We start from the raw sequence: 17872 nt of genomic DNA on the forward strand, positions 1-17872 counted from the left end.
GCGGAGGTTCTGGTTTCTTTTTTATCCCAGCCTAAGAATATCTTACTTGTTGTTTATAGAACGTATGTTTGGTTATAATACAAACAAATGTTCCTGTAGTGGAGGCGGATCTTATGCGGATTCGAGACGGTCAACTGATCGAAATTGTATATATGGACAAGCTGGGAACCCTATCTCAGCGGAAAATTGAAGTTGTGGGCATCAGGGACGGCCGGCTCCGGGCCCATTGTCTTACTGCCGGAGCCCCCCGCGTATTTATTGTTGCCAATATCCTCGCTTGGCGGCGGGTAGGGGAGAAGCGCTATGCCTAAGGATCGTGTCATTCTGCTGTCCGACTGCCAAGCCTTTTATGCCTCGGTGGAGAAAGCCGCCCATCCTGAATATAGAGATAGACCGGTTGCAGTAGGAGACCCTTCCAGAATGAACGGCATTGTACTGGCAGCCTGCCCGGTTGCCAAAGCACAGGGCGTAACGACGGCCTCACGTGTAGGTGAAGCTTTAGCAAAATGCCCGGAGCTAATTGTTATACGCCCCCGCATGGGAACTTACATTAAGGTCTCGCTTCTGATCTCAGAAATTTACCGGACCTATACCGATCTGGTGGAGCCCTACAGCATCGATGAGCAGTTTCTGGATGTCACAGGCTCTCTTGCTTACTTTGGAGGGTCATTGAAAGACATGATTCAAAAAATCCAGCACCATGTTTTGCTGTCGACAGGTGTCTGGACCCGGATAGGTATTGGTTCCACTAAAGTCATGGCAAAAATGGCGACAGATAACTACGCCAAAAAGATGAAGGACGGGATATACGAGCTTACCTTTAACCAGTTAGAGTCCACCCTGTGGAGACTGCCGGTGCAGGATATGTTTATGGTAGCGTCTAGAATGACCAGGAATTTTTGGCGCATGGGTATATCCACAATCGGAGACATTGCACGAATGGAGCTGCCGGAGTTTAAGCAGCGAATGCGCACCACAATGGGCAAGCAGAGCGATATCCAGGCGGAGTATTATTGGCAAACCGCGCGGGGGCTTGATCCTAGTCCTGTGGTTACAGGAATACGGCATCAGATCAAGTCCGTGGGGCATGGCAAGGCCCTGCGCTGGAATTTATATACCCGGCTGACGGATATCGAGGTTGTGCTGCTTGAGCTTGTCATCGAGGTGTGCCAGCGGGCACGGCGGTATCGTTACATGGGGTCGGTGGTCTCTATTTCCGTTTTGGAGACAGACGGAGAGAGCTCATGCTCTTATGAGCGCCAGATGACATTGCCGGAGCCTTCATCGTTGACGCATGAAGTGGCCGCAGCCGCGCTCGCATTATTCATGGACAACTGGTCCGGGCTCCCTGTAGGGCGCTTAGCCATAACGTTGTCCCGCCTTTCGGATGACGGTGTGATTCAGCTTACGCTGTTCGATGACCGGGCCCGCTCTTACAATAAGGAACACGCAATCGACGGAATTAAAGCCCGGTATGGAAATCAAGCCTTGATCAGGGCTTCATCTTTACTTGAATCCGGAGTTGCCCGGGAGAGAGCTGAACAGATTGGGGGTCATTATAAATGAGCAAACTCGACGGCAATGAACGCTGGAAAACAAAAATGATCATGACCGAGCATGTTGAGCAGTTCGAGGGGCAGCAGCGTGAGGCCGGAAGTAAAATGATAACGATTGAGGAGAGGACGATGGTCCGTGACCTCATCCTGCTCCCTTACATGGATACTATGGTCAGCAAGGGCCTCAAGGAGCTCGAGCACTCCGGCAGCATTCTGAAACGCGCCTATTCAATGGCCGGCCAAGCCATCCAGCGCCGGATCATGCAGGATACCTATCAGCTGCAGAAAGAGCTGAAGCAGCGGAATATCAGAGTGCTGGCGGATGAGCAGGAGGAATTTTTGGTGTATTACAAAATCTTTTGCCGGGGCTACCAGGAACGCTTTGGGCTAACCCGTGATGTTATGCGTACAGAGATCAGCTTAAGGCTGACCCAATATACAGCCGACCTTGGGGCGGCATTAAGAGATCATCTGAAATAAGAAGAACCCCCGCCAACTGCTGGCGGGGGTTCTTCGGGCGTACTTGGAGTAACCCCGTCTGACGGGCCGGTTTTGTAGTGAATAAGTACTATACGGTAGTCCTCTTTCGGATATATAATTAATGCATTGAATGAAAATTATGTCAGGCGGTGTTGTGTGTTGTCATGGGAACCTGTTGGCTATATGGCATTTTCAACAATTGAAACGATTTCAGTGTATTGTCTCATAATGTCGCTGTTCAGGTTTAAATTTATGAATTATATCTGGAAAGCCTTATTTATGGTGCTTCTCATTAATCTGCAGAGTTACATCATGCGAAATGAATTTTCACTTTCATACCTGGTTCCGCTGATTACGATTTTACTGTTTGCAATCTTTTTTAAGGTTGTGGTGAAGATCCCCTTGATCTGGTCAGTCATTGTAACGGTGTTGGGTTATGTGGCATACGCTTTTTTACAAACGGGCTTGGCCAAGCTGCTATTCGGCTCCATTGCAGTTGCCCAAGGAGATACTTCGAACGGTTATTTGCTGCAGTTTGCAAGCGGGTTAATAACCATCCTTTTATCAGTGTGGCTGTATAAAACCGGTTGGGGATTTAAGTTCGATTTTGAACGGCTCCGTTTTAAATTCGAAGATATATTGATGGTCTTATTGATCGTAGTCTTCCTGGTCTTCGTTTCGGTCATCTTCTATTATAATGATTTGTTTGTGAACATATTGTTTTTTGCTTCAGTCATGATGTTTCTGCTCTACTACGCTATTCGAAAGGAGGCCGAGGAAGACATTGATTGATATTCTCTCCACAAGATTGGCAACCGGAATCAAAAATATTGTTCCCGATCACCCGGCATCACACGCCGTCCTCAAGTTCGCAATAGCCGTGGTCCTAAATGTACTATCTATCCTCTCGTTGACTTTGTTAATTTCTCTATTTACTGGCCGCCTAACTGAAGCCGGGTTGATATTGATCTCATTCGCATTGCTGCGGCAAGTGTCCGGGGGAGTACACCTTAAATCCGGAACCAAATGTGTAATCTTCACCACGGCACTCTTCACTCTTTTATCATTTGTGGAGCTCGGTAATGTGTACGTTCAAATATTGAACGCTGTAAGCCTGGTCCTTGTACTGTGGTTAGCGCCGATCGGGATTGAACGGCAGACCCGTATACCTAAGCGTCATTGGCCAAAACTCAAAATAGCTGCAGGCGTCCTAATCATTTTTAATATGCTGTTCTGTTCGGCAGTAGTTGCAGCGAGCTTCTTCGCGCAGGCTTGTACTCTATTTCTTGCTTGGAGGGGGGTGAAATCAATATGATCAAGAGTATTCAGCGTAAAGCGGTATATGGACTGGCGTCTGTTTTGTCAGGTATGGCCGCGTTGCTTGTGCTTGTCAGTACCAGTATTGTATATATCAACCAGCCGGAAGTGCCCGAAGAACTGCTGAAATAGTTTGGAGGTTTAGCATGAGTATTATAAGCGCTACTAAAGATCTGGAGGGACAGTCAGGGCTTGTTTCTGTAAAAGGGGAAGATATCATCTTTCTTGGTACAGACAGCTCATCAAGCATCATATTATTGCACACTTTGGACTCCGTATTTTACACAACCGGTACACTAAAGTATTGGACAAGGGTTTTAAATGCATCAGGGTACACCTTTTACTTAGCGGATCGTAATAATAGTATAAACATCCACAACATCGTGGAGATCAACAGTCTCCTGAAAGTTGCTTACTTCGAACGCGAACGGACCAAGGATTCAAAATATTGCACGATGTCCAAAAGCGGCATCAAAAAAGTTTGCCAACTTGTAGGAGAACTAAATCCATCCGTGGTGTTCAATTAGATACAGGAAAAAATAGGGTAGAGGTTATCGCTGATCTGTCCAATCCAATGTTCCTCTCTCTGCATACTCTATGAGTAGAAAATATAGAGGAGGCAGTTTAGCATGGCACAAATCATAGATGTAGGCAGCAGCACCGCATCAACAGGAAGCCAAACCTTGTCCATTCCTATTCTTTCACCGGAACAAAATTTAATCTTAGCTGAATTTGGAGTGGCTACCGTAGCAAGCGGATCCGTTCTATTAAATTCTACAATTGAATTTCAAACTACTCTGGGCACCCCGAGTGTAGTCTTTACCCTATACCGGGACGGTCAACCTATTTTTAATGTTGGAGCTAACGGTCTTGCTTTAATGGCTATTCAACCTATTTCTATTTCATATTTGGAGAGAAGCGTTCCAGCGGGATATCATGGATATTCTTTAGGTGTTTCGAATAACAGTCTGAATATTTTGCTGAATACTGCCAGTGTTACTGGACCAGTCACGTTTTCCGGAGTATCTATAGGGTAATTGAGATTAAAGCAAACCCGCCGGGCTTGGTGTGAAGCCTGACGGGTTTGTTTTTGTTCAAATATAAGAATTTATATGTTTCACGCTATAATTATCCTTCTATTTCTCGCTGAAACACCCCGTCCTTTAAAAGGACGGCGTAGCCGTTTCCACTTGATTGAAAAACTGATAGCTACATGAAACTTGTAAAGAAATATAGTCTGCTTTTTTAAAATTGTCTGGCAGAAATATTGAAGTCATTCACTATTCCATTACTGTTGTATACGTAGATTTTATGGCTATGACCAACGGTACCGTAAAATTGAGTCGTCTTTTGTTCTCCAGGAGCAAACGAAACTTCTAATTGATATACACCATCAGTGTAAATCTTCATAGTTTCACTAATAAAATGCTCGGAGACAGTCTTATTAAACAAAAGGGAGTTAGAATGTATGAAAAGCCCTGTCGGCCGTAATGGTCTGCAGGGCTTTTTTTATTTTTCATTTTTTAATTCTTCGTGTTCCATAGCTTAAATTACGCCGTCTCCTCCAATAGCAGTTGCTGTGAATGCTATGGGTCCAAATAGATTTATAGGCAGATTGCTGTCATTTTGAATTACCAATTCGTAGTTGTGGACTCCAAGATAAGGACCATCAACCCACAGAACATTTATCTGAATATCAGTAGTTGTAGTAAAACGATAAAAGGATCTATAAATATCAACTCCAGCACGCCGAATTATAGCAAAAAATTGACTATTAGCAAGTGCAGTAAGACTAAAGCTACCATTTAACTCGACTCTACTGGAGAAAGAGGCAGGATTAGCCGGGCTAATATTTACTTGCGCTGTGGCTATCTCCGCTCCAGCTCCAGGAATCCCAGCAACCGTTGTAGTAATAGTAAACGGGTCTAACGGGATTTTTGCCTGTGAACCATAACTTATAATTGATGCCATTTATCATCACTCCATTTCAAGGTTATACGTTATTATATTGTGAATCCGCAAGGATAGATTGGACTGAATTCCTGATGAATATATACATTTAAGTTGTACTTTGCTTGATGATCATATAAACCTAGATAGTAGTGAGGGAATATACAAAAAAACACACTTACCGAGCATACAGAAAATAACCCGCCTCTATGGCGGGTTTTATTTTTTAAAAATCCACTTATTTCCTCCGTAACCCTTAAGTGTATTGTAAATAATTGTCGAATAACAGACTGTTTGTTCGCCTTTTTTTAGTGTAAGCTTGATGCATACATATTAAAGGAGATGGGTTTTGTGAAACAATGGAAGAGTATAGCTTCAAAACTAATAATGGTTATTTTCGTCGGGGTATTGTTTTTTTCAGTACAAACTAATACGTATGCTGCAACTGTAGGTGATAAACTCACAGCACCAGAGGCTGGTTGGACAAGATACGACGACACGAATCCTGCTATTGTGTATACTGATGGATATGATGTAAGTTATCGTTGGGTAGATGCTAATTTGTACAACGGATCAGCTTCGCCAAACTCTAATAGTGCTATTCCATCTACAAGTAAAGGTAAAGTCAGATTCAAGTTTGTAGGAACAAAATTCAGAATTATTGCAGTTGGTGGTTCTAATAGGGCTAGTAATGTTGATATTTATGTAGATGGTGTAAAAGATAGCTTTACACTTAATAATACGTCAACGACTAACAACTGGCAGACATTGGCTTATGAAGTATTAGATCTAAAATACGGAGTTCATGAAATTGTTATGAACAACTTTGTCCCGTCGGTTACCACTAATACTCCATTTGGTCTTGACGCAATAGATATCGATGATACCGGTTATTTAATCAATACTAACTTATCGGCTCCAGTAAACCTTTCTGCAGCGGCAGCAATCGAGAAAATTAATCTCAGTTGGACTGCAGTCACAAATGCAACGAGTTATAATGTTAAAAGATCGACAACAACGGGTGGCCCATATGAAACAATTGCTTCTAGCGTAACAAATGCTACTTATTCTGATATTAACGTTACCAGTGATGTTAAATATTATTATGTAGTAACCGCAGTTAATGCAGCGGGTGAAAGCATCAGTTCGAATGAAGCATCGGCTATACCATTAGGACAGCCAGTTACCGGAAATGCGATTCTCACGATTTACCTGACAAACGGTACCGAAAAAGAATACGACCTTTCTATGGCTGAAGTGAATGCCTTTATTACTTGGTATGAGAATAAGCAAGCCGGTACAGGGAAGGCATCGTATGTCATTGATAAGCACGACAACAACAAGGGACCGTTTACCAGCCGGAAGGATTACGTGATATTTGATAAAATCCTAACCTTCAGTGTAGACGAATATTCTGCGAAATAGAATTTGCACATTGTTCCAGCCAAGCTAAAATAGAAATAACGGAGTTACCGTACCCTGCCAGCAATGGTGGGGTATTTCTAATCGTAGAGGAAAATTTTCCTTATCGTCATATACATAATGTTCCAAACGGAATATACTCGGTTAATAAACTCTAAAGAAGGAGTTGATTTGCAACAATGGTGTCACAACCCGGATTGTTTTATGGTGGAGGAATCAGTGTCTTTTTCTTTTTGATTTGGTTGGCATGTATTGGATTAGGGATTTTTGCATTTATCCTATTTGTTAAACTTGCTCTCAGAGCAATTACAGCTTTGGATTTATACAATCACGCAAAAAACCTTGAAATTCGTGAACGTTATGAGTCTGTCAAAAAGGATGATAATGTTTGAGCGCTACATCCTTTGCCTGACATGTCTGTTTGTATTTGCTGCAAGGCGACGTTGGATTTATTTGGCTATCATTGGAGGCGTACGATGATTGAAAGAGAACAGATAATAGAAAGTTATTTTGAATCCTGGATTAACAAAAACAATGTTATATTAAGAAAAATCTTCGACCCGGACATTATCTATTCTGAATGTTATGGACCTGAATATCACGGATTACACGCCATAGAAAGCTGGTTTGAAGATTGGAATAAGCGTGGAACAGTTTTTGTTTGGAGTATAAAGCAATTTATTCATCAAGGTAATTTAACCGCTGTTGAATGGTATTTTAAATGTGAGTATGAGGCAGAAGTCGGGGAATTTGACGGTGTATCATTAATTGAATTTAATAATGATAACTTGATTGTGAATTTAAAAGAGTTCCAGTCTAAAATACCACACTATTATCCTTACAAGTAAATTCAACTGCAATAAGTAGAACAAAACCTGTCAGCCTTAATATGCCTGACGGGTTTGTTTTTGTTTATTGAGCCGTATACTCACTGACTTCGAAGGTAAGGATTTTATCGAATTATAAATGTTGATGCTGCTAAATATCTAGGCTCCAAAGTCATGAGACCAGCAGTCCATGTATCAGACGAATATAACAGGAGAAGATGTGAAATAAGAAACCAAAATAAGAAGGATGAATATGATTGAATTCTGTGCCGGAGAGTAGGGTTACAAAAAAGGAAATATCATAAAATGAGATCAATTTGAGAAAACAAAATGGAATCCGTCTAACGCTACTGGTGATTCGAAACAGCCGAAGAAATATGCGGGTGTATCTGGGGCCGTTGTGAAGGGACAGGAGAGTTTTGTTCCAGAGTGGAAATTCAGAAGGGAAAAACTTCCTGAGTGCCGAAATATGACATGGGGGAGGTATGTAGCGAAAAAAGAAATAATAAATTTTAGATTTGGAGGATTTATTTATGAGTAAGTTAGTTAGATGTTTGCTATCGTTTGTAATTCTTTTCGGAACAGTAGGTATTTTGTCTAAAGATCAATCCTTTGCAGTAGCTTCCTTGGATGGAGGAGAAAATAGTAATACAATATATTTTACCATTCCACTAAATTCTTTTTGCAGTAAATCACAAGTGATGGAGCTTTCCTTAAATGTCACAAGTCTAACAAACAATGCGGAACTCAGTATTCATTTATTTAAGAAAAATGGAGACGAGATTAATACACAAGGCACAAGCTACGATGGAATAGAATCTGAAATAATACCAGGGGCATCTACAACTGTTAAAAAGGACACTACAGTTGTTTACCACCTTGCTTATGGTGGTATGTATGAGAATTGCTCTGAGAGAGTCTATTATGGGAAAATTGTTTCAAATACCACAGGCTCTTCAATTTTAGCTGGTGGATGGGTTGATGGAGCTAAAGGGAATGCGACGATACTAATTAACAATGGAGAGCCCTGGACAAATAAATCTTGTAATTCATCTGGCGAGGGTAATGACCTTGTTCCCACAATGACAAGTAATTTTGCCCCATGTGGACAAGTGAGTGCAAGCACTGAGTTCTCGCCGTTAAATGCTGCTTGGACGGCATTTAACGATACAATAGAATCGAGTGGGAGAGGATGGCACACGGAGAAAAATATTACTTCGGGATGGTTAGAATATGCATTCCACTCACCTCAAGTTGTTCGAGCATATACATTACAGACTCAAAACTCACCCAATAATACGGTGTCCGTTGCAAGAGCACCTAAAACTTGGACATTCGAAGCATGGAATGGCCAGGAATGGATTGTTCTTGATTCCCAAAGTAATATAACGAATTGGGTATATAGCGAATCTAAGAAGTTTTCATTTACAAATGAAAAAGCGTATTCCAAATATAGAATTAACATCACTGCAAACAATGGCTCTGTTGAGCACATAGTAATTGGAGAAATGCAACTTCTGCCTAATTAGCATCTAAAAAGGTAATATAACTATTTCATAGGTTGGTGAGTATTCCACCGAAAATGAGCGTCTCGAGTTTTATGGGATATCTGAAAGGGAAAAGTGCGCTGATGATCTTCGATAAGCTTGATTAAAAAGTATATCCAGGAGCAGGAAAGTTACGATATTGCACTGGATAAGCTGAGTGTAAAAGAGTATTAGAACCCCTTTAAGGGGTAGGCAAAAGAGGCAAAGGCATAGTGGCTTGAACGAAGTGAAAGCCAGCGCCTTCAGACGCTAGCCGGCACCAGAAGGCTTATAGCCTCAGAGCAAACCACCCGTTTGACGGGTGATTATAAATTTTGTCCTCGGAATTTCTCCGGGGGCTATTTTTTTATACGTAAGGAAAGTTTTCCTTAAGGAGAGGATGATGTTATTTGAGCCACCTTCAATCTTATGATAAAAATATGGTGTCAATCGGAGCTCTAGTGAAAGCTTATGATGTAGCGTGGAAGCGGCGAATTAATTCGGATTACGAAATCCAATTCCTTGTTCCAATGGCCTCTGAAGATTATCGGGAGAAGATAATCCTCAAGGGACATATTAAGGACGAACGCGGCCAATATTACGTAATCAACAGCCGGTCCTGAATCGGACGGGAGCGAATCAACGATCTTCAATTCCCCCTCTCAACCTTGCAGGATATCCTAGACCAAAAAATCAGCAGTACTACAGCGGCAAGCAACATGACCTTTGACCCAACATCAAGAAACTTGAAACTCTGGAGCGCTACGGGAATTCTTCTGGCACAAGTAAATATCCCCAAATAAGGTTGAAACTTTTATCGTTCTATGACGATAATAAGAGTGGGAATCTTTACTAAATGGGTGCTTACGTTGAAAAAGTTTGTTTCCGGTGTAATCGTCGGGGCGTTATTATTTGGAGGTGTGTCTGTTTTCGCGGACTCAGTAAGCTTAATTGGAAAAAAAAAGTTTTGCGGAGGCTACTGGTGCGGGGCTTAAAGTAGAAGGGGAGAAAATTATTATGAGCGAAACAACGCAAGGGTCGTCAGCAACGGCGACGTCTGATCAGAAAAGTGTTCCTGAATTGCAGGTTGAGCGAGAAAAGGTTAGTGCAGATATTGAGCAAAAAAAAGCAAACATTACTGACCTGGAAACGAATGTAATACCTCTTTATGAGGCACAGGTCAAAGACTTAAGTACTAACAGTGCTTTGGCCCAACAGGTTCAAGGTACTGTTGATAAATCAATTCTAGAGCAGCGCAAAACTGAACTGACAAAACTCCAGCAACAACTTACAGATCTTGATGCGAAGATTGCTGCGTTGCTAAAGTAAAATGAGAAGGAGACTATTATTACTATTCTTTGCTGTCATTTTCTTAACCGCGTGCTCATCAAATGTGGCGAATAATACACCACCTAAACCTACGAAATCACCCGAAGAAGTCAAAAAAGCGTTATCTGGTCTGATTGAAAAAAGGGACGAGGTAGAAGAATTCTCTGCATATTATGCACAAACAACCATAGATAACATAGGTAAAAGTGATGCTTACGTTTACTTTATCAAAAATAAAGAAGGTATTGTCTCAGATCTTAGATTTGTAGTTAATTATATCGGTACAGCTCAGATCAACACAAAGTGGATTAAGATAAACGCTGATGGACAAATCTTTGAAATTAATCATGCAGATAATTTAATACAAAAGTCCTTTTCTTACACCACTGTTCAGGAAGTTTATGATAGTGATGTTTATCTTGATGATTTAAAAATGATAAAGGCTATGGCTAATGCTAAGAAAACAATTGTGCGATGTATTGGAGGGGGATTGTACCAGGAAGACATAGTTTTGAGTAAACGGCAGAAACAGGCAATGCAGAACGTTCTCTCGGCCTATAAGAATGCCGGAGGGGTAAATGAATTATATGGTGATGAACTTTGAGTCCTTTTTACAGGAATCTTTTTATTCCCTCGAAAAGGTTTGAATCCTCTGGTAAAAGTAACCAATGATCACAGTTATAGAATTACGCATAACCAATGCACAAACACCGATTGAGAAACGAGATAGGTAAGTAATACCAATAAACCCGTAGTACTACAGTATATAAACCCTGATACGATATAAGCAGAAAAGCCTTTCCTGTTATAGGAAGGGCTTTTTATGTTGTCTGGAAGGAGGAAAGAAATGAAAGCTACACCAAAAATAGAAATGCTAGTAGATGCATTAAATCCAGTCGAAGAATCAGTCAATGTAATCACATACATGCTTACCTTACATTCAGGAAGAGAAATTGAAATACTCCAGCAGATTGATCGAAAAATCGGAGATGTATTGGTTGATCTTCAGTCGAAGGTGGAGCAGGTAGTAAAACAAGCAGAAGAATCACCATAGAAAGAAAGGGCGGTGAAGCACGTGGACGTTAAAACATTAATAACAATTTTGGCTGCGATTAGCGGGATCATATTGGGCTGGGTAGGGGGCACAAGGGCTTTTAAGCAAGATATTGCACAAGATGCCGGTAATGGAGCTGCCCTAAAGACGGATGTGGAATATATCAAGCGTGGAGTGGACGACATGCGTTTGGAACAACGAGCGCAAGGACAGAGGTTTGATGTGCTGTCAGAGCGCGTAACGCGAATAGAAGAGTCGGCCAAATCATATCACAAACGCTTGGACAGGTTTGAGGAAAACAGAAGGAGTGACGTGTAATGGACATGATGAGCAACGACACACTTGCCCTAGCCACTCTCGTAGCAGCGTATGTAGGAGTGGCAAAGGGCTGTGGCTTAAAAGCTAAGTGGGTTAATCTGGCGGCTGTAGGGATTGCAGCCATCTTTGTGTTGGCACCGGATGCAGTGCGTCAAAAAATCATAGAGATATCTGTCGTAGGCCTATCTGCTACTGGTACATACCAGTTGGCCAAAAAAAAGGAGGGCAAGTAATGCTGACATTAGAGCAAGTAAAGGCTAAGTCCGCAAAGCGCGTGGATGGTCTGCAGCCGGTCGTCAAGGCTGCTGCAACGGCACTCATTGAGCGCTGTTATGCCCGGGGAGTCAATATTGTGATTACCCAAGGCCTGCGGACCATTGCGGAGCAAGACGCACTCTACGCGCAGGGTCGCACGAAGCCCGGCCAGATCGTAACCAATGCCAAAGGTGGACACAGTTATCACAATTACGGTCTGGCTATAGATTTTGCGCTGCTGCTGCCGGATGGTCGTAACGTCTCTTGGGACATGAATCGGGACGGTGACGGCGATAAGGTAGCCGATTGGAATGAGGTTGTCCAGGAAGCTAAGGCGCTGGGTTTCGAGTGGGGCGGGGACTGGACCAGTATAAAGGATTATCCGCATTTTCAAATGAGCTTTGGTCTGGCACTGTCCGCGTTGCGACAAGGTTATCAGCCAACAGCAGCACAGGTAAAAGCGGCTTTTGCCGTTATTGATAAATTACAAGGGGAGGTACAAGAGGATATGAGTAAAATCGCGGAGTTGGAAGCACAGGTTAAGGAGCTGGCGGAAGCTGTGGCGGGTCTGACCAAGAGTAAGGATGTTCTAAAGGATCAGGCGCTGCAACAAGCAGTAGAAATTAAGGAGTTGGGCACCGCAATCCTGGAGCTGACAGACAACACCCCGCCAGCGTGGTCCTTGGAGGCCATTCAGGCGCTACATGATACGCCATCCGTTATTAATGGTCACCCGGTGATTGATACGCCGGACAAGGCCACGAAGACAGAGGCACGGATTTTTACGATACTGCATCGGCTGGGTCTGACGGCCCGCCTGAAAGGAGGTAAATAACATGAACAAAAAAGTGGACTGGAAAGCAAAGCTGGCAAGCCGAAAGTTTTGGGCGCTTATCGCTGCGCTGGCTACTTCGATTTTTGGGGCTGTAGGAGCTTCGGATGATACTGCCGTTAAAGTTACCGGGATCATTACAGCAGTCGGAGCCTGTGCTGTTTACATGCTGGCGGAGGCGTATACAGATGGGAAAAAGATAAACGGGGAATGACTATCTGAAATAAGCAAGTTCAAGCGAATCTGAGTTAATTAGTGGTCCTTACTTCTGTATTTCATAGCACCCAATATAAAGAAAAGCATAAAAACTCCCATTATGGTTATAAGAAAGATATATACATTATTATGCTTATAGTTATTTACCATTATTAATGTAATTAAATAAACGAGGGTGATTATAAAGTTTTCTTTATTCAATTTCTTGAATTTATACTTGGTAATTCTAAAGATTAAAAACAAAATTGCTAAAGAAGTTGTTATTGTGGCCACATAGATCAGCATCAATTATTAACTCCCCTCCAGGTAGTTTAGAGCAGCAGGGTTTAAAACCCTGCTGCTCTTAGTATTAAGAATTACATATGACTTATATAACCATATGCCGCAGATAAAGTATCATGAGCATTATTGTAAGCATCATATACCATTGAAGCTTGAACTGCTGCAGCACCACCAGCAACAATTGCTCCGATAACATCAGGGATATTTATAGCGGCAAGACCAAGTATCTCCATAAGACTAAGTGTGTTCAGTTTCATTGAGGAGTGATAGCTAGCAAATGAAGAAATATTCATGATGGCCAAGCTCGTATAAGGGTTATTAATTGAAACATTTGACTTTTGAACACTATTCCCCGCAGGACCCCATCCAGTCCAGAATTTAAAACTGTCATAGCTTGCAAAATAATATGTTTGGTAATTTCCGTAATAATGGGAAATTTCAGGTATGCCTCCGGAATCTGTACTAGCTGCTAATGCATTAAGTGGATTTTTGTTAACTCCCAAATCAATAATGGGCTCAGTAGTGGCTGTATCATCTAATTTTACACCGTCAACATAATATTGATTGTCAGCTTTTTCAATAACAGTACTTTCTGTTTTGTCTTGGTAAAAGTCTTTCTGTTCATTTGTTGCTGAAGGTAGGAGGTCATAATGCGTTGTACTGATCATATTTACAGTTACATTATCACCAATCGATTCTCTTTTCAATTCGATGCTTGTTGTACGTGTTCCAACAAGGGTTCCATCAACAACTACATCAGTAGTTGTTTTCGCTGCTTGTTGGTTTTTGTCAGGATTCACTGGACTGGCAGAAGCAGACGAGGCGATAGATGCAAAAGCAAGTACTGAGACGAGTAATAATTTAATCTTTTTCATAAATTCCCTCCAAAGTAATATGTATTTAGTCAACTGAATATGCATACGCTTATTCCGGTTGCTATAAGAAAATTATTCCATTTATAATACAAAAAGTATATAGGTAATTCCTAACGTTTGAAATGAAGGGAAAATAAGGTTTTGTGTATAATTTTAACATAAATATATACATTAACCTATATTTCGACATTTATTGTGGAATAAATGTCGAAATATATTGATTGTTAGAATTTTAAGTTTATTCTTAATTGAAATTTTATGAAGCTTCGGCAATTAACTGCTTGCGGATCTTCAAAGAACGGGCTAACCGCAGATGATCTAGCAATCGTAAAGGTTGGCGATGAAAAAGCGGTTGTTCAATACGGCATGAGTCGCGCAAATGTTGAAAAGGTTCTTGGAGAAGCTGAGAACGATGGGGCCAGAGGTATGATGTTTTATAATAATGGAGTCGGGGTCTTATACAGAGAGAATTCTGCGGTTGCTATTCTTATGAATGAAGATTCAAAAGGAAGTTTCATAACTTCAGGTGGATTAGAGGTTAATATGAACAAAAATGATTTATATAAGATTTATGACGAAAAGAATGCTATAGAAGTGTCAGGAAGTCTTAATTTTGCCTATGACTCAGTCGATAAAAAATATCTGAAAGAGGTGAAATATGATTCTGACTAATCAAATCAAAGGTATCTTATTTCAGTTAAATTTAATGATAAGGGAGAAGCGGAGTGGATTGTGGTTTCTGATATCCAAGCAGCGTTGCTCGCAAATTGAATTCACTTAACTATTGGAAATAATTATTTGATGGCAAGCTTTATAAACAAGAATGATAAAGCGGTTTTTTACGAATTACTTAGCAAATCTGGATGATGAGTTTCGGCGATTGTCGATCAAGCAATCATTAGTTAGGGTCTTCATTTATGTTCATGTCAAATGCATTATCGTCATATGCATATAATATTATCGAACGAACCGTCTTGCCTTAGTGGTGAGACGGTTTGTTCTTTGGTTTCACTCTCAACTCGAAACCTAATTACCCGTGAAATACTCTCCACATCACTGTATGGCACCCATACAGGTCCGTCAATTGTGTTGATCTTTACTCGCTCGGGATCTGCGGACACCTCCGCGATTCCCTTTATCTTATACCCATTAATAAGCCATGTAACAATCATTTCCCGTCTTACTGCCGCAACCTTCAAACTCTGCTTTAGCTTTTTGTCCATGGGTGTACCTCCGGGCTTTTCTGATCATTATACACCTCGTTTGATATTTGAAGGAAAAATTTCCTTAGCGTTGACAAAGAATTGGGTTTTTGGATTAAACCCACATATTTCCTCAATAACCCTTAAGTGTATTGTAAATTTCTGTAGAGAAACAGACTGTTTGTTCGCCTTTATTTAGTGTAGGCTTGTATGCATACATATTAAAGGAGATGGATAATTTGAAGAGTTGGAAAGCTTTTACGATGAAAGTAGCGCTAGTCATATGTTTAACAATATCCATATTTAGCCTTCAGTCGACACAGAGCTTAGCCTCGTCCGCCGGATTTGGGAATCCTTCTACTGTCAAAGGAATGAACGGTTTTCAAGTACCTGAAGGAACAATTGCAACAGCAACTAGTGTTTACGATGGAAGACAAGCAACTCGTGCTATTGATAATGATGACAGTACATACTGGACTGGGAGCGGTTACGATGCACAGGTTGAGCTTCGGTTTCCAAAAGCGCTAATTCTTGACTACGTTCAGGTTATGAGTGCCCCCCTTAATCCATCCACTTCTACCTATACTATTTATGGAATAGTCAACGGTGCAATAGTGTCAGAACCAATTGGTTCTTACATAACGTATAACTCTAATGGTGTGATATCAATTCCAATAAAAATTACTCATGGAAGTTATGATGGGATTGTAGTCAGAGTAAATATGGATAAGTCTTGGGTCGGAATTCATGAAATAACAATCTGGAATAATCAGAATATAATTCTTGAGGCTAGTGGGGGAAATAAGACAGTAACTTTATCATGGAACGCTGTTGAAAACGCAGAAAGCTACACTGTAAAATATGGGACCGAATCAGGATCTTATACCGAAACGGTAACAGCTACTAAAGATGAGTATGGTAACTATGTTATTCCCGGCCTAACTAATGGTACAACATATTACTTTGTAGTTAGCGCAACGGTTAATGGAGTATTATCCAATTACTCAAATGAAGCTTCAGCCACACCAATGGCGCCATCTCCTACCCCGACAGCAACACCAGAACCAACCATTAAGCCAACACCAACTGTAACCCCGTCTCCGACTCCAGAACAACCAACCGGCGACCGTGCAATCCTGGTCGTAACGATGAACACCGGCCTTGAAAAAGAATTTGACCTGAGGATGGAGGAAGTGAATGCCTTTATCACCTGGTATGAGAATAAGCAAGCCGGTACAGGGAAGGCATCGTATGCCATTGATAAGCACGACAATAACAAAGGCCCTTTTACCAACCGGAAGGATTACGTTATATTTGATAAAATCCTAACATTCAGTGTAGACGAATATTCTGCCAAATAGCATTTACATGTTGTTCCGTAACGATAAATAGATGTTAAGGACCGTACCCTGCCGGCATTGGCGGGGTATTTCTTTGCATGTAGGGAAATTTTCCTTATCGCCATATACATAATGTTCCAAATTAAATATAATCAATTCAAGTGCAATGTTACGAATTCAAGTTTGGAGGGAATTCTGTGAATAATCTTGATCCAGAGAAAAAGATACACGAGCTTGAAGAACGAATTTCAAGACTAGAGAAATCATCTGCTACTGGACCTCGGAAATTTGTTTGGACCACACTGAGTATTATACTTGGGATTTTTAATATTCTTACAGTCATTGGAGTTATTCAGTTTGTATCGAGTGGCTAGGATGTGATTATTTGAGCACTATATACAAAGTCTTGGAGAATGATACCGACTTCCTTGCTACGGCTTTATCACAGTCTAAGGTATTTGTAAGGTTCCGGCCAGATGATGATCCTGAAGCCCGTATAATGGACTACGGCGGCCTTGTTGAGGGATACTCCCAAGGAGAGTATTAAGATAGTTGATAGTCGGTTTATCCGGGAAAGATTTGAATTTAGAACATACATAAAATAAGACCCTGCCAATTTCTGCAGGGTCTTATTTTATACTGTAATCATTGTCTATCTACAAGGATTGTGTAAGAAATTGTGTTGCCATTGCCGTCGTCGGCAAATATTCCTGCGGCTCCATATTTAACAGCTATTACAAATCCGTCTTCATAGAATTCAATAGCCCCGTCATTAAAAATCAACTGAAAATTGTAGCCAGCAAGATATCTTCCGTATCCTGATTTCATATGAATAATTTCTTCTCTATAGCCGCCAGCTAGTGGAGTTACTTCTTGATTTGCGGATACGGATGTCGTTGCAGGAGTAGAGATGGGGCTAGTAGTTGAAGCGCTAGAAGCAAAAGATGTTGATCCAATAGAAAAACATGCAGCAATAGTTAATAATCCAACTAATAATTTCTTTTTCATACTTCGTTAACCCTCCTAAATATTGTATTGTGTACATAAATAATAGTATGGTATATGGGTAATAATATATATAGGTAGCAAGT

25 protein-coding genes and 1 pseudogene are annotated in these 17872 nt (G+C 41.1%); 22 read left to right on the plus strand and 4 right to left on the minus strand.

Annotation, left to right across the window (positions count from 1 at the left end; translation table 11 throughout):
- Positions 1-113 precede the first annotated feature (113 nt).
- The 8 genes from PRIO_RS13935 to PRIO_RS13965 all read left to right on the plus strand — a co-directional run bounded on the left by PRIO_RS13935 (position 114) and on the right by PRIO_RS13965 (position 4390).
- Entirely contained in the window at positions 114-311 is a 198-nt protein-coding gene (locus PRIO_RS13935) for a hypothetical protein (RefSeq protein WP_020426564.1), read from the plus strand.
- Positions 304-1566 (plus strand): DNA polymerase IV, encoded by a 1263-nt coding sequence (locus tag PRIO_RS13940; protein WP_020426565.1) that lies wholly within the window; start codon positions 304-306, stop codon positions 1564-1566. Before PRIO_RS13935 ends, PRIO_RS13940 begins: the two co-directional genes overlap by 8 nt.
- Positions 1563-2036 carry a YhjD family protein gene (locus tag PRIO_RS13945; protein ID WP_046502987.1) on the plus strand — a complete coding sequence of 158 codons (474 nt, stop codon included), beginning with the start codon at positions 1563-1565 and terminating at the stop codon, positions 2034-2036. Before PRIO_RS13940 ends, PRIO_RS13945 begins: the two co-directional genes overlap by 4 nt.
- 252 nt (positions 2037-2288) lie before the next feature.
- Positions 2289-2828, plus strand: coding sequence for a hypothetical protein (locus PRIO_RS13950; RefSeq protein ID WP_141639051.1), 540 nt, complete (start codon positions 2289-2291; stop codon positions 2826-2828).
- Positions 2821-3351 (plus strand): accessory gene regulator ArgB-like protein, encoded by a 531-nt coding sequence (locus PRIO_RS13955; protein ID WP_020426568.1) that lies wholly within the window; start codon positions 2821-2823, stop codon positions 3349-3351. Before PRIO_RS13950 ends, PRIO_RS13955 begins: the two co-directional genes overlap by 8 nt.
- On the plus strand, positions 3348-3485 hold the full coding sequence (locus PRIO_RS34830; RefSeq protein WP_020426569.1) for a cyclic lactone autoinducer peptide: 138 nt from the start codon (positions 3348-3350) through the stop codon (positions 3483-3485). The genes PRIO_RS13955 and PRIO_RS34830 overlap by 4 nt, the downstream gene beginning before the upstream one ends.
- A gap of 14 nt (positions 3486-3499) precedes the next feature.
- Positions 3500-3880 carry a LytTR family transcriptional regulator DNA-binding domain-containing protein gene (locus PRIO_RS13960; RefSeq protein WP_020426570.1) on the plus strand — a complete coding sequence of 127 codons (381 nt, stop codon included), beginning with the start codon at positions 3500-3502 and terminating at the stop codon, positions 3878-3880.
- Between the two features lie 102 nt (positions 3881-3982).
- Positions 3983-4390, plus strand: coding sequence for a hypothetical protein (locus PRIO_RS13965; RefSeq protein WP_020426571.1), 408 nt, complete (start codon positions 3983-3985; stop codon positions 4388-4390).
- A 508-nt stretch (positions 4391-4898) separates the two neighbouring features.
- Here the strand turns inward: PRIO_RS13965 and PRIO_RS13970 are convergent.
- Positions 4899-5324 carry a hypothetical protein gene (locus tag PRIO_RS13970; RefSeq protein ID WP_046502991.1) on the minus strand — a complete coding sequence of 142 codons (426 nt, stop codon included), beginning with the start codon at positions 5322-5324 and terminating at the stop codon, positions 4899-4901.
- A gap of 330 nt (positions 5325-5654) precedes the next feature.
- Here PRIO_RS13970 and PRIO_RS13975 point away from each other — a divergent pair, with 330 nt between their 5' ends.
- The 12 genes and pseudogenes from PRIO_RS13975 (at position 5655) to PRIO_RS14030 (ending at position 13080) form a co-directional block, all read left to right on the plus strand.
- Positions 5655-6728 (plus strand): hypothetical protein, encoded by a 1074-nt coding sequence (locus PRIO_RS13975; RefSeq protein WP_052741454.1) that lies wholly within the window; start codon positions 5655-5657, stop codon positions 6726-6728.
- 176 nt (positions 6729-6904) lie between these two features.
- Positions 6905-7117, plus strand: a complete 213-nt coding sequence (locus tag PRIO_RS13980) for a hypothetical protein (protein ID WP_046502994.1) — start codon at positions 6905-6907, stop codon at positions 7115-7117.
- A gap of 84 nt (positions 7118-7201) precedes the next feature.
- Positions 7202-7573, plus strand: coding sequence for a nuclear transport factor 2 family protein (locus tag PRIO_RS13985; RefSeq protein WP_082118097.1), 372 nt, complete (start codon positions 7202-7204; stop codon positions 7571-7573).
- A gap of 512 nt (positions 7574-8085) precedes the next feature.
- A complete protein-coding gene (locus tag PRIO_RS33880; protein WP_052741455.1) occupies positions 8086-9081 on the plus strand; it encodes a hypothetical protein in 996 nt (331 codons plus the stop codon).
- A gap of 26 nt (positions 9082-9107) precedes the next feature.
- Positions 9108-9273: pseudogene (locus PRIO_RS34835) on the plus strand (transposase); the annotation flags it as partial.
- Between the two features lie 756 nt (positions 9274-10029).
- Positions 10030-10407, plus strand: coding sequence for a hypothetical protein (locus PRIO_RS14000; RefSeq protein WP_020428467.1), 378 nt, complete (start codon positions 10030-10032; stop codon positions 10405-10407).
- A gap of 64 nt (positions 10408-10471) precedes the next feature.
- On the plus strand, positions 10472-11011 hold the full coding sequence (locus PRIO_RS14005; RefSeq protein ID WP_144412108.1) for a hypothetical protein: 540 nt from the start codon (positions 10472-10474) through the stop codon (positions 11009-11011).
- A 243-nt stretch (positions 11012-11254) separates the two neighbouring features.
- A complete protein-coding gene (locus tag PRIO_RS14010) occupies positions 11255-11461 on the plus strand; it encodes a hypothetical protein (RefSeq protein WP_046503001.1) in 207 nt (68 codons plus the stop codon).
- A gap of 21 nt (positions 11462-11482) precedes the next feature.
- Positions 11483-11779, plus strand: coding sequence for a hypothetical protein (locus tag PRIO_RS14015; RefSeq protein ID WP_082118173.1), 297 nt, complete (start codon positions 11483-11485; stop codon positions 11777-11779).
- Positions 11779-12012, plus strand: coding sequence for a hypothetical protein (locus PRIO_RS14020; RefSeq protein ID WP_020434005.1), 234 nt, complete (start codon positions 11779-11781; stop codon positions 12010-12012). The genes PRIO_RS14015 and PRIO_RS14020 overlap by 1 nt, the downstream gene beginning before the upstream one ends.
- Positions 12012-12869, plus strand: a complete 858-nt coding sequence (locus tag PRIO_RS14025) for a M15 family metallopeptidase (RefSeq protein WP_046503006.1) — start codon at positions 12012-12014, stop codon at positions 12867-12869. Before PRIO_RS14020 ends, PRIO_RS14025 begins: the two co-directional genes overlap by 1 nt.
- 1 nt (position 12870) lies before the next feature.
- Positions 12871-13080: a hypothetical protein gene (locus tag PRIO_RS14030; protein WP_020434007.1), complete on the plus strand. Its 210-nt coding sequence runs from the start codon at positions 12871-12873 to the stop codon at positions 13078-13080.
- Positions 13081-13438: 358 nt separating this feature from the next.
- Here the strand turns inward: PRIO_RS14030 and PRIO_RS14040 are convergent, their stop codons facing one another.
- On the minus strand, positions 13439-14239 hold the full coding sequence (locus PRIO_RS14040) for a hypothetical protein (protein WP_046503014.1): 801 nt from the start codon (positions 14237-14239) through the stop codon (positions 13439-13441).
- Between the two features lie 258 nt (positions 14240-14497).
- Here PRIO_RS14040 and PRIO_RS14045 point away from each other — a divergent pair, with 258 nt between their 5' ends.
- Positions 14498-14911, plus strand: coding sequence for a hypothetical protein (locus PRIO_RS14045; RefSeq protein ID WP_046503017.1), 414 nt, complete (start codon positions 14498-14500; stop codon positions 14909-14911).
- Between the two features lie 269 nt (positions 14912-15180).
- Here the strand turns inward: PRIO_RS14045 and PRIO_RS14050 are convergent, their stop codons facing one another.
- On the minus strand, positions 15181-15462 hold the full coding sequence (locus PRIO_RS14050) for a hypothetical protein (RefSeq protein ID WP_020433773.1): 282 nt from the start codon (positions 15460-15462) through the stop codon (positions 15181-15183).
- 218 nt (positions 15463-15680) lie between these two features.
- On the opposite strand from PRIO_RS14050, the gene PRIO_RS14055 reads away from it, so the two are divergent.
- Positions 15681-16802: a fibronectin type III domain-containing protein gene (locus PRIO_RS14055; protein WP_052741456.1), complete on the plus strand. Its 1122-nt coding sequence runs from the start codon at positions 15681-15683 to the stop codon at positions 16800-16802.
- Positions 16803-17426: 624 nt separating this feature from the next.
- Here the strand turns inward: PRIO_RS14055 and PRIO_RS35550 are convergent.
- Positions 17427-17789: a hypothetical protein gene (locus PRIO_RS35550; RefSeq protein WP_144412109.1), complete on the minus strand. Its 363-nt coding sequence runs from the start codon at positions 17787-17789 to the stop codon at positions 17427-17429.
- Between the last annotated feature and the right edge of the window lie 83 nt (positions 17790-17872).

It is taken from the genome of Paenibacillus riograndensis SBR5 (assembly GCF_000981585.1).
Classification (GTDB): Bacteria; Bacillota; Bacilli; order Paenibacillales; family Paenibacillaceae; genus Paenibacillus_AQ; species Paenibacillus_AQ riograndensis.

Excerpts from the sequence above, each read along its gene's own strand:
- PRIO_RS35550 (WP_144412109.1), bottom strand. The coding sequence starts at position 17,789 with ATGAAAAAGAAATTATTAGTTGGATTATTAACTATTGCTGCATGTTTT.
- PRIO_RS14025 (WP_046503006.1), top strand. The coding sequence starts at position 12,012 with ATGCTGACATTAGAGCAAGTAAAGGCTAAGTCCGCAAAGCGCGTGGAT.
- PRIO_RS14020 (WP_020434005.1), top strand. The coding sequence starts at position 11,779 with ATGGACATGATGAGCAACGACACACTTGCCCTAGCCACTCTCGTAGCA.
- PRIO_RS13950 (WP_141639051.1), top strand. The coding sequence starts at position 2,289 with ATGAATTATATCTGGAAAGCCTTATTTATGGTGCTTCTCATTAATCTG.
- PRIO_RS14040 (WP_046503014.1), bottom strand. The coding sequence starts at position 14,239 with ATGAAAAAGATTAAATTATTACTCGTCTCAGTACTTGCTTTTGCATCT.
- PRIO_RS14030 (WP_020434007.1), top strand. The coding sequence starts at position 12,871 with ATGAACAAAAAAGTGGACTGGAAAGCAAAGCTGGCAAGCCGAAAGTTT.
- PRIO_RS14010 (WP_046503001.1), top strand. The coding sequence starts at position 11,255 with ATGAAAGCTACACCAAAAATAGAAATGCTAGTAGATGCATTAAATCCA.
- PRIO_RS13970 (WP_046502991.1), bottom strand. The coding sequence starts at position 5,324 with ATGGCATCAATTATAAGTTATGGTTCACAGGCAAAAATCCCGTTAGAC.
- PRIO_RS13960 (WP_020426570.1), top strand. The coding sequence starts at position 3,500 with ATGAGTATTATAAGCGCTACTAAAGATCTGGAGGGACAGTCAGGGCTT.
- PRIO_RS13985 (WP_082118097.1), top strand. The coding sequence starts at position 7,202 with ATGATTGAAAGAGAACAGATAATAGAAAGTTATTTTGAATCCTGGATT.
- PRIO_RS13935 (WP_020426564.1), top strand. The coding sequence starts at position 114 with ATGCGGATTCGAGACGGTCAACTGATCGAAATTGTATATATGGACAAG.
- PRIO_RS14045 (WP_046503017.1), top strand. The coding sequence starts at position 14,498 with ATGAAGCTTCGGCAATTAACTGCTTGCGGATCTTCAAAGAACGGGCTA.
- PRIO_RS33880 (WP_052741455.1), top strand. The coding sequence starts at position 8,086 with ATGAGTAAGTTAGTTAGATGTTTGCTATCGTTTGTAATTCTTTTCGGA.
- PRIO_RS13945 (WP_046502987.1), top strand. The coding sequence starts at position 1,563 with ATGAGCAAACTCGACGGCAATGAACGCTGGAAAACAAAAATGATCATG.
- PRIO_RS13940 (WP_020426565.1), top strand. The coding sequence starts at position 304 with ATGCCTAAGGATCGTGTCATTCTGCTGTCCGACTGCCAAGCCTTTTAT.
- PRIO_RS34830 (WP_020426569.1), top strand. The coding sequence starts at position 3,348 with ATGATCAAGAGTATTCAGCGTAAAGCGGTATATGGACTGGCGTCTGTT.
- PRIO_RS13980 (WP_046502994.1), top strand. The coding sequence starts at position 6,905 with ATGGTGTCACAACCCGGATTGTTTTATGGTGGAGGAATCAGTGTCTTT.
- PRIO_RS13965 (WP_020426571.1), top strand. The coding sequence starts at position 3,983 with ATGGCACAAATCATAGATGTAGGCAGCAGCACCGCATCAACAGGAAGC.
- PRIO_RS14050 (WP_020433773.1), bottom strand. The coding sequence starts at position 15,462 with ATGGACAAAAAGCTAAAGCAGAGTTTGAAGGTTGCGGCAGTAAGACGG.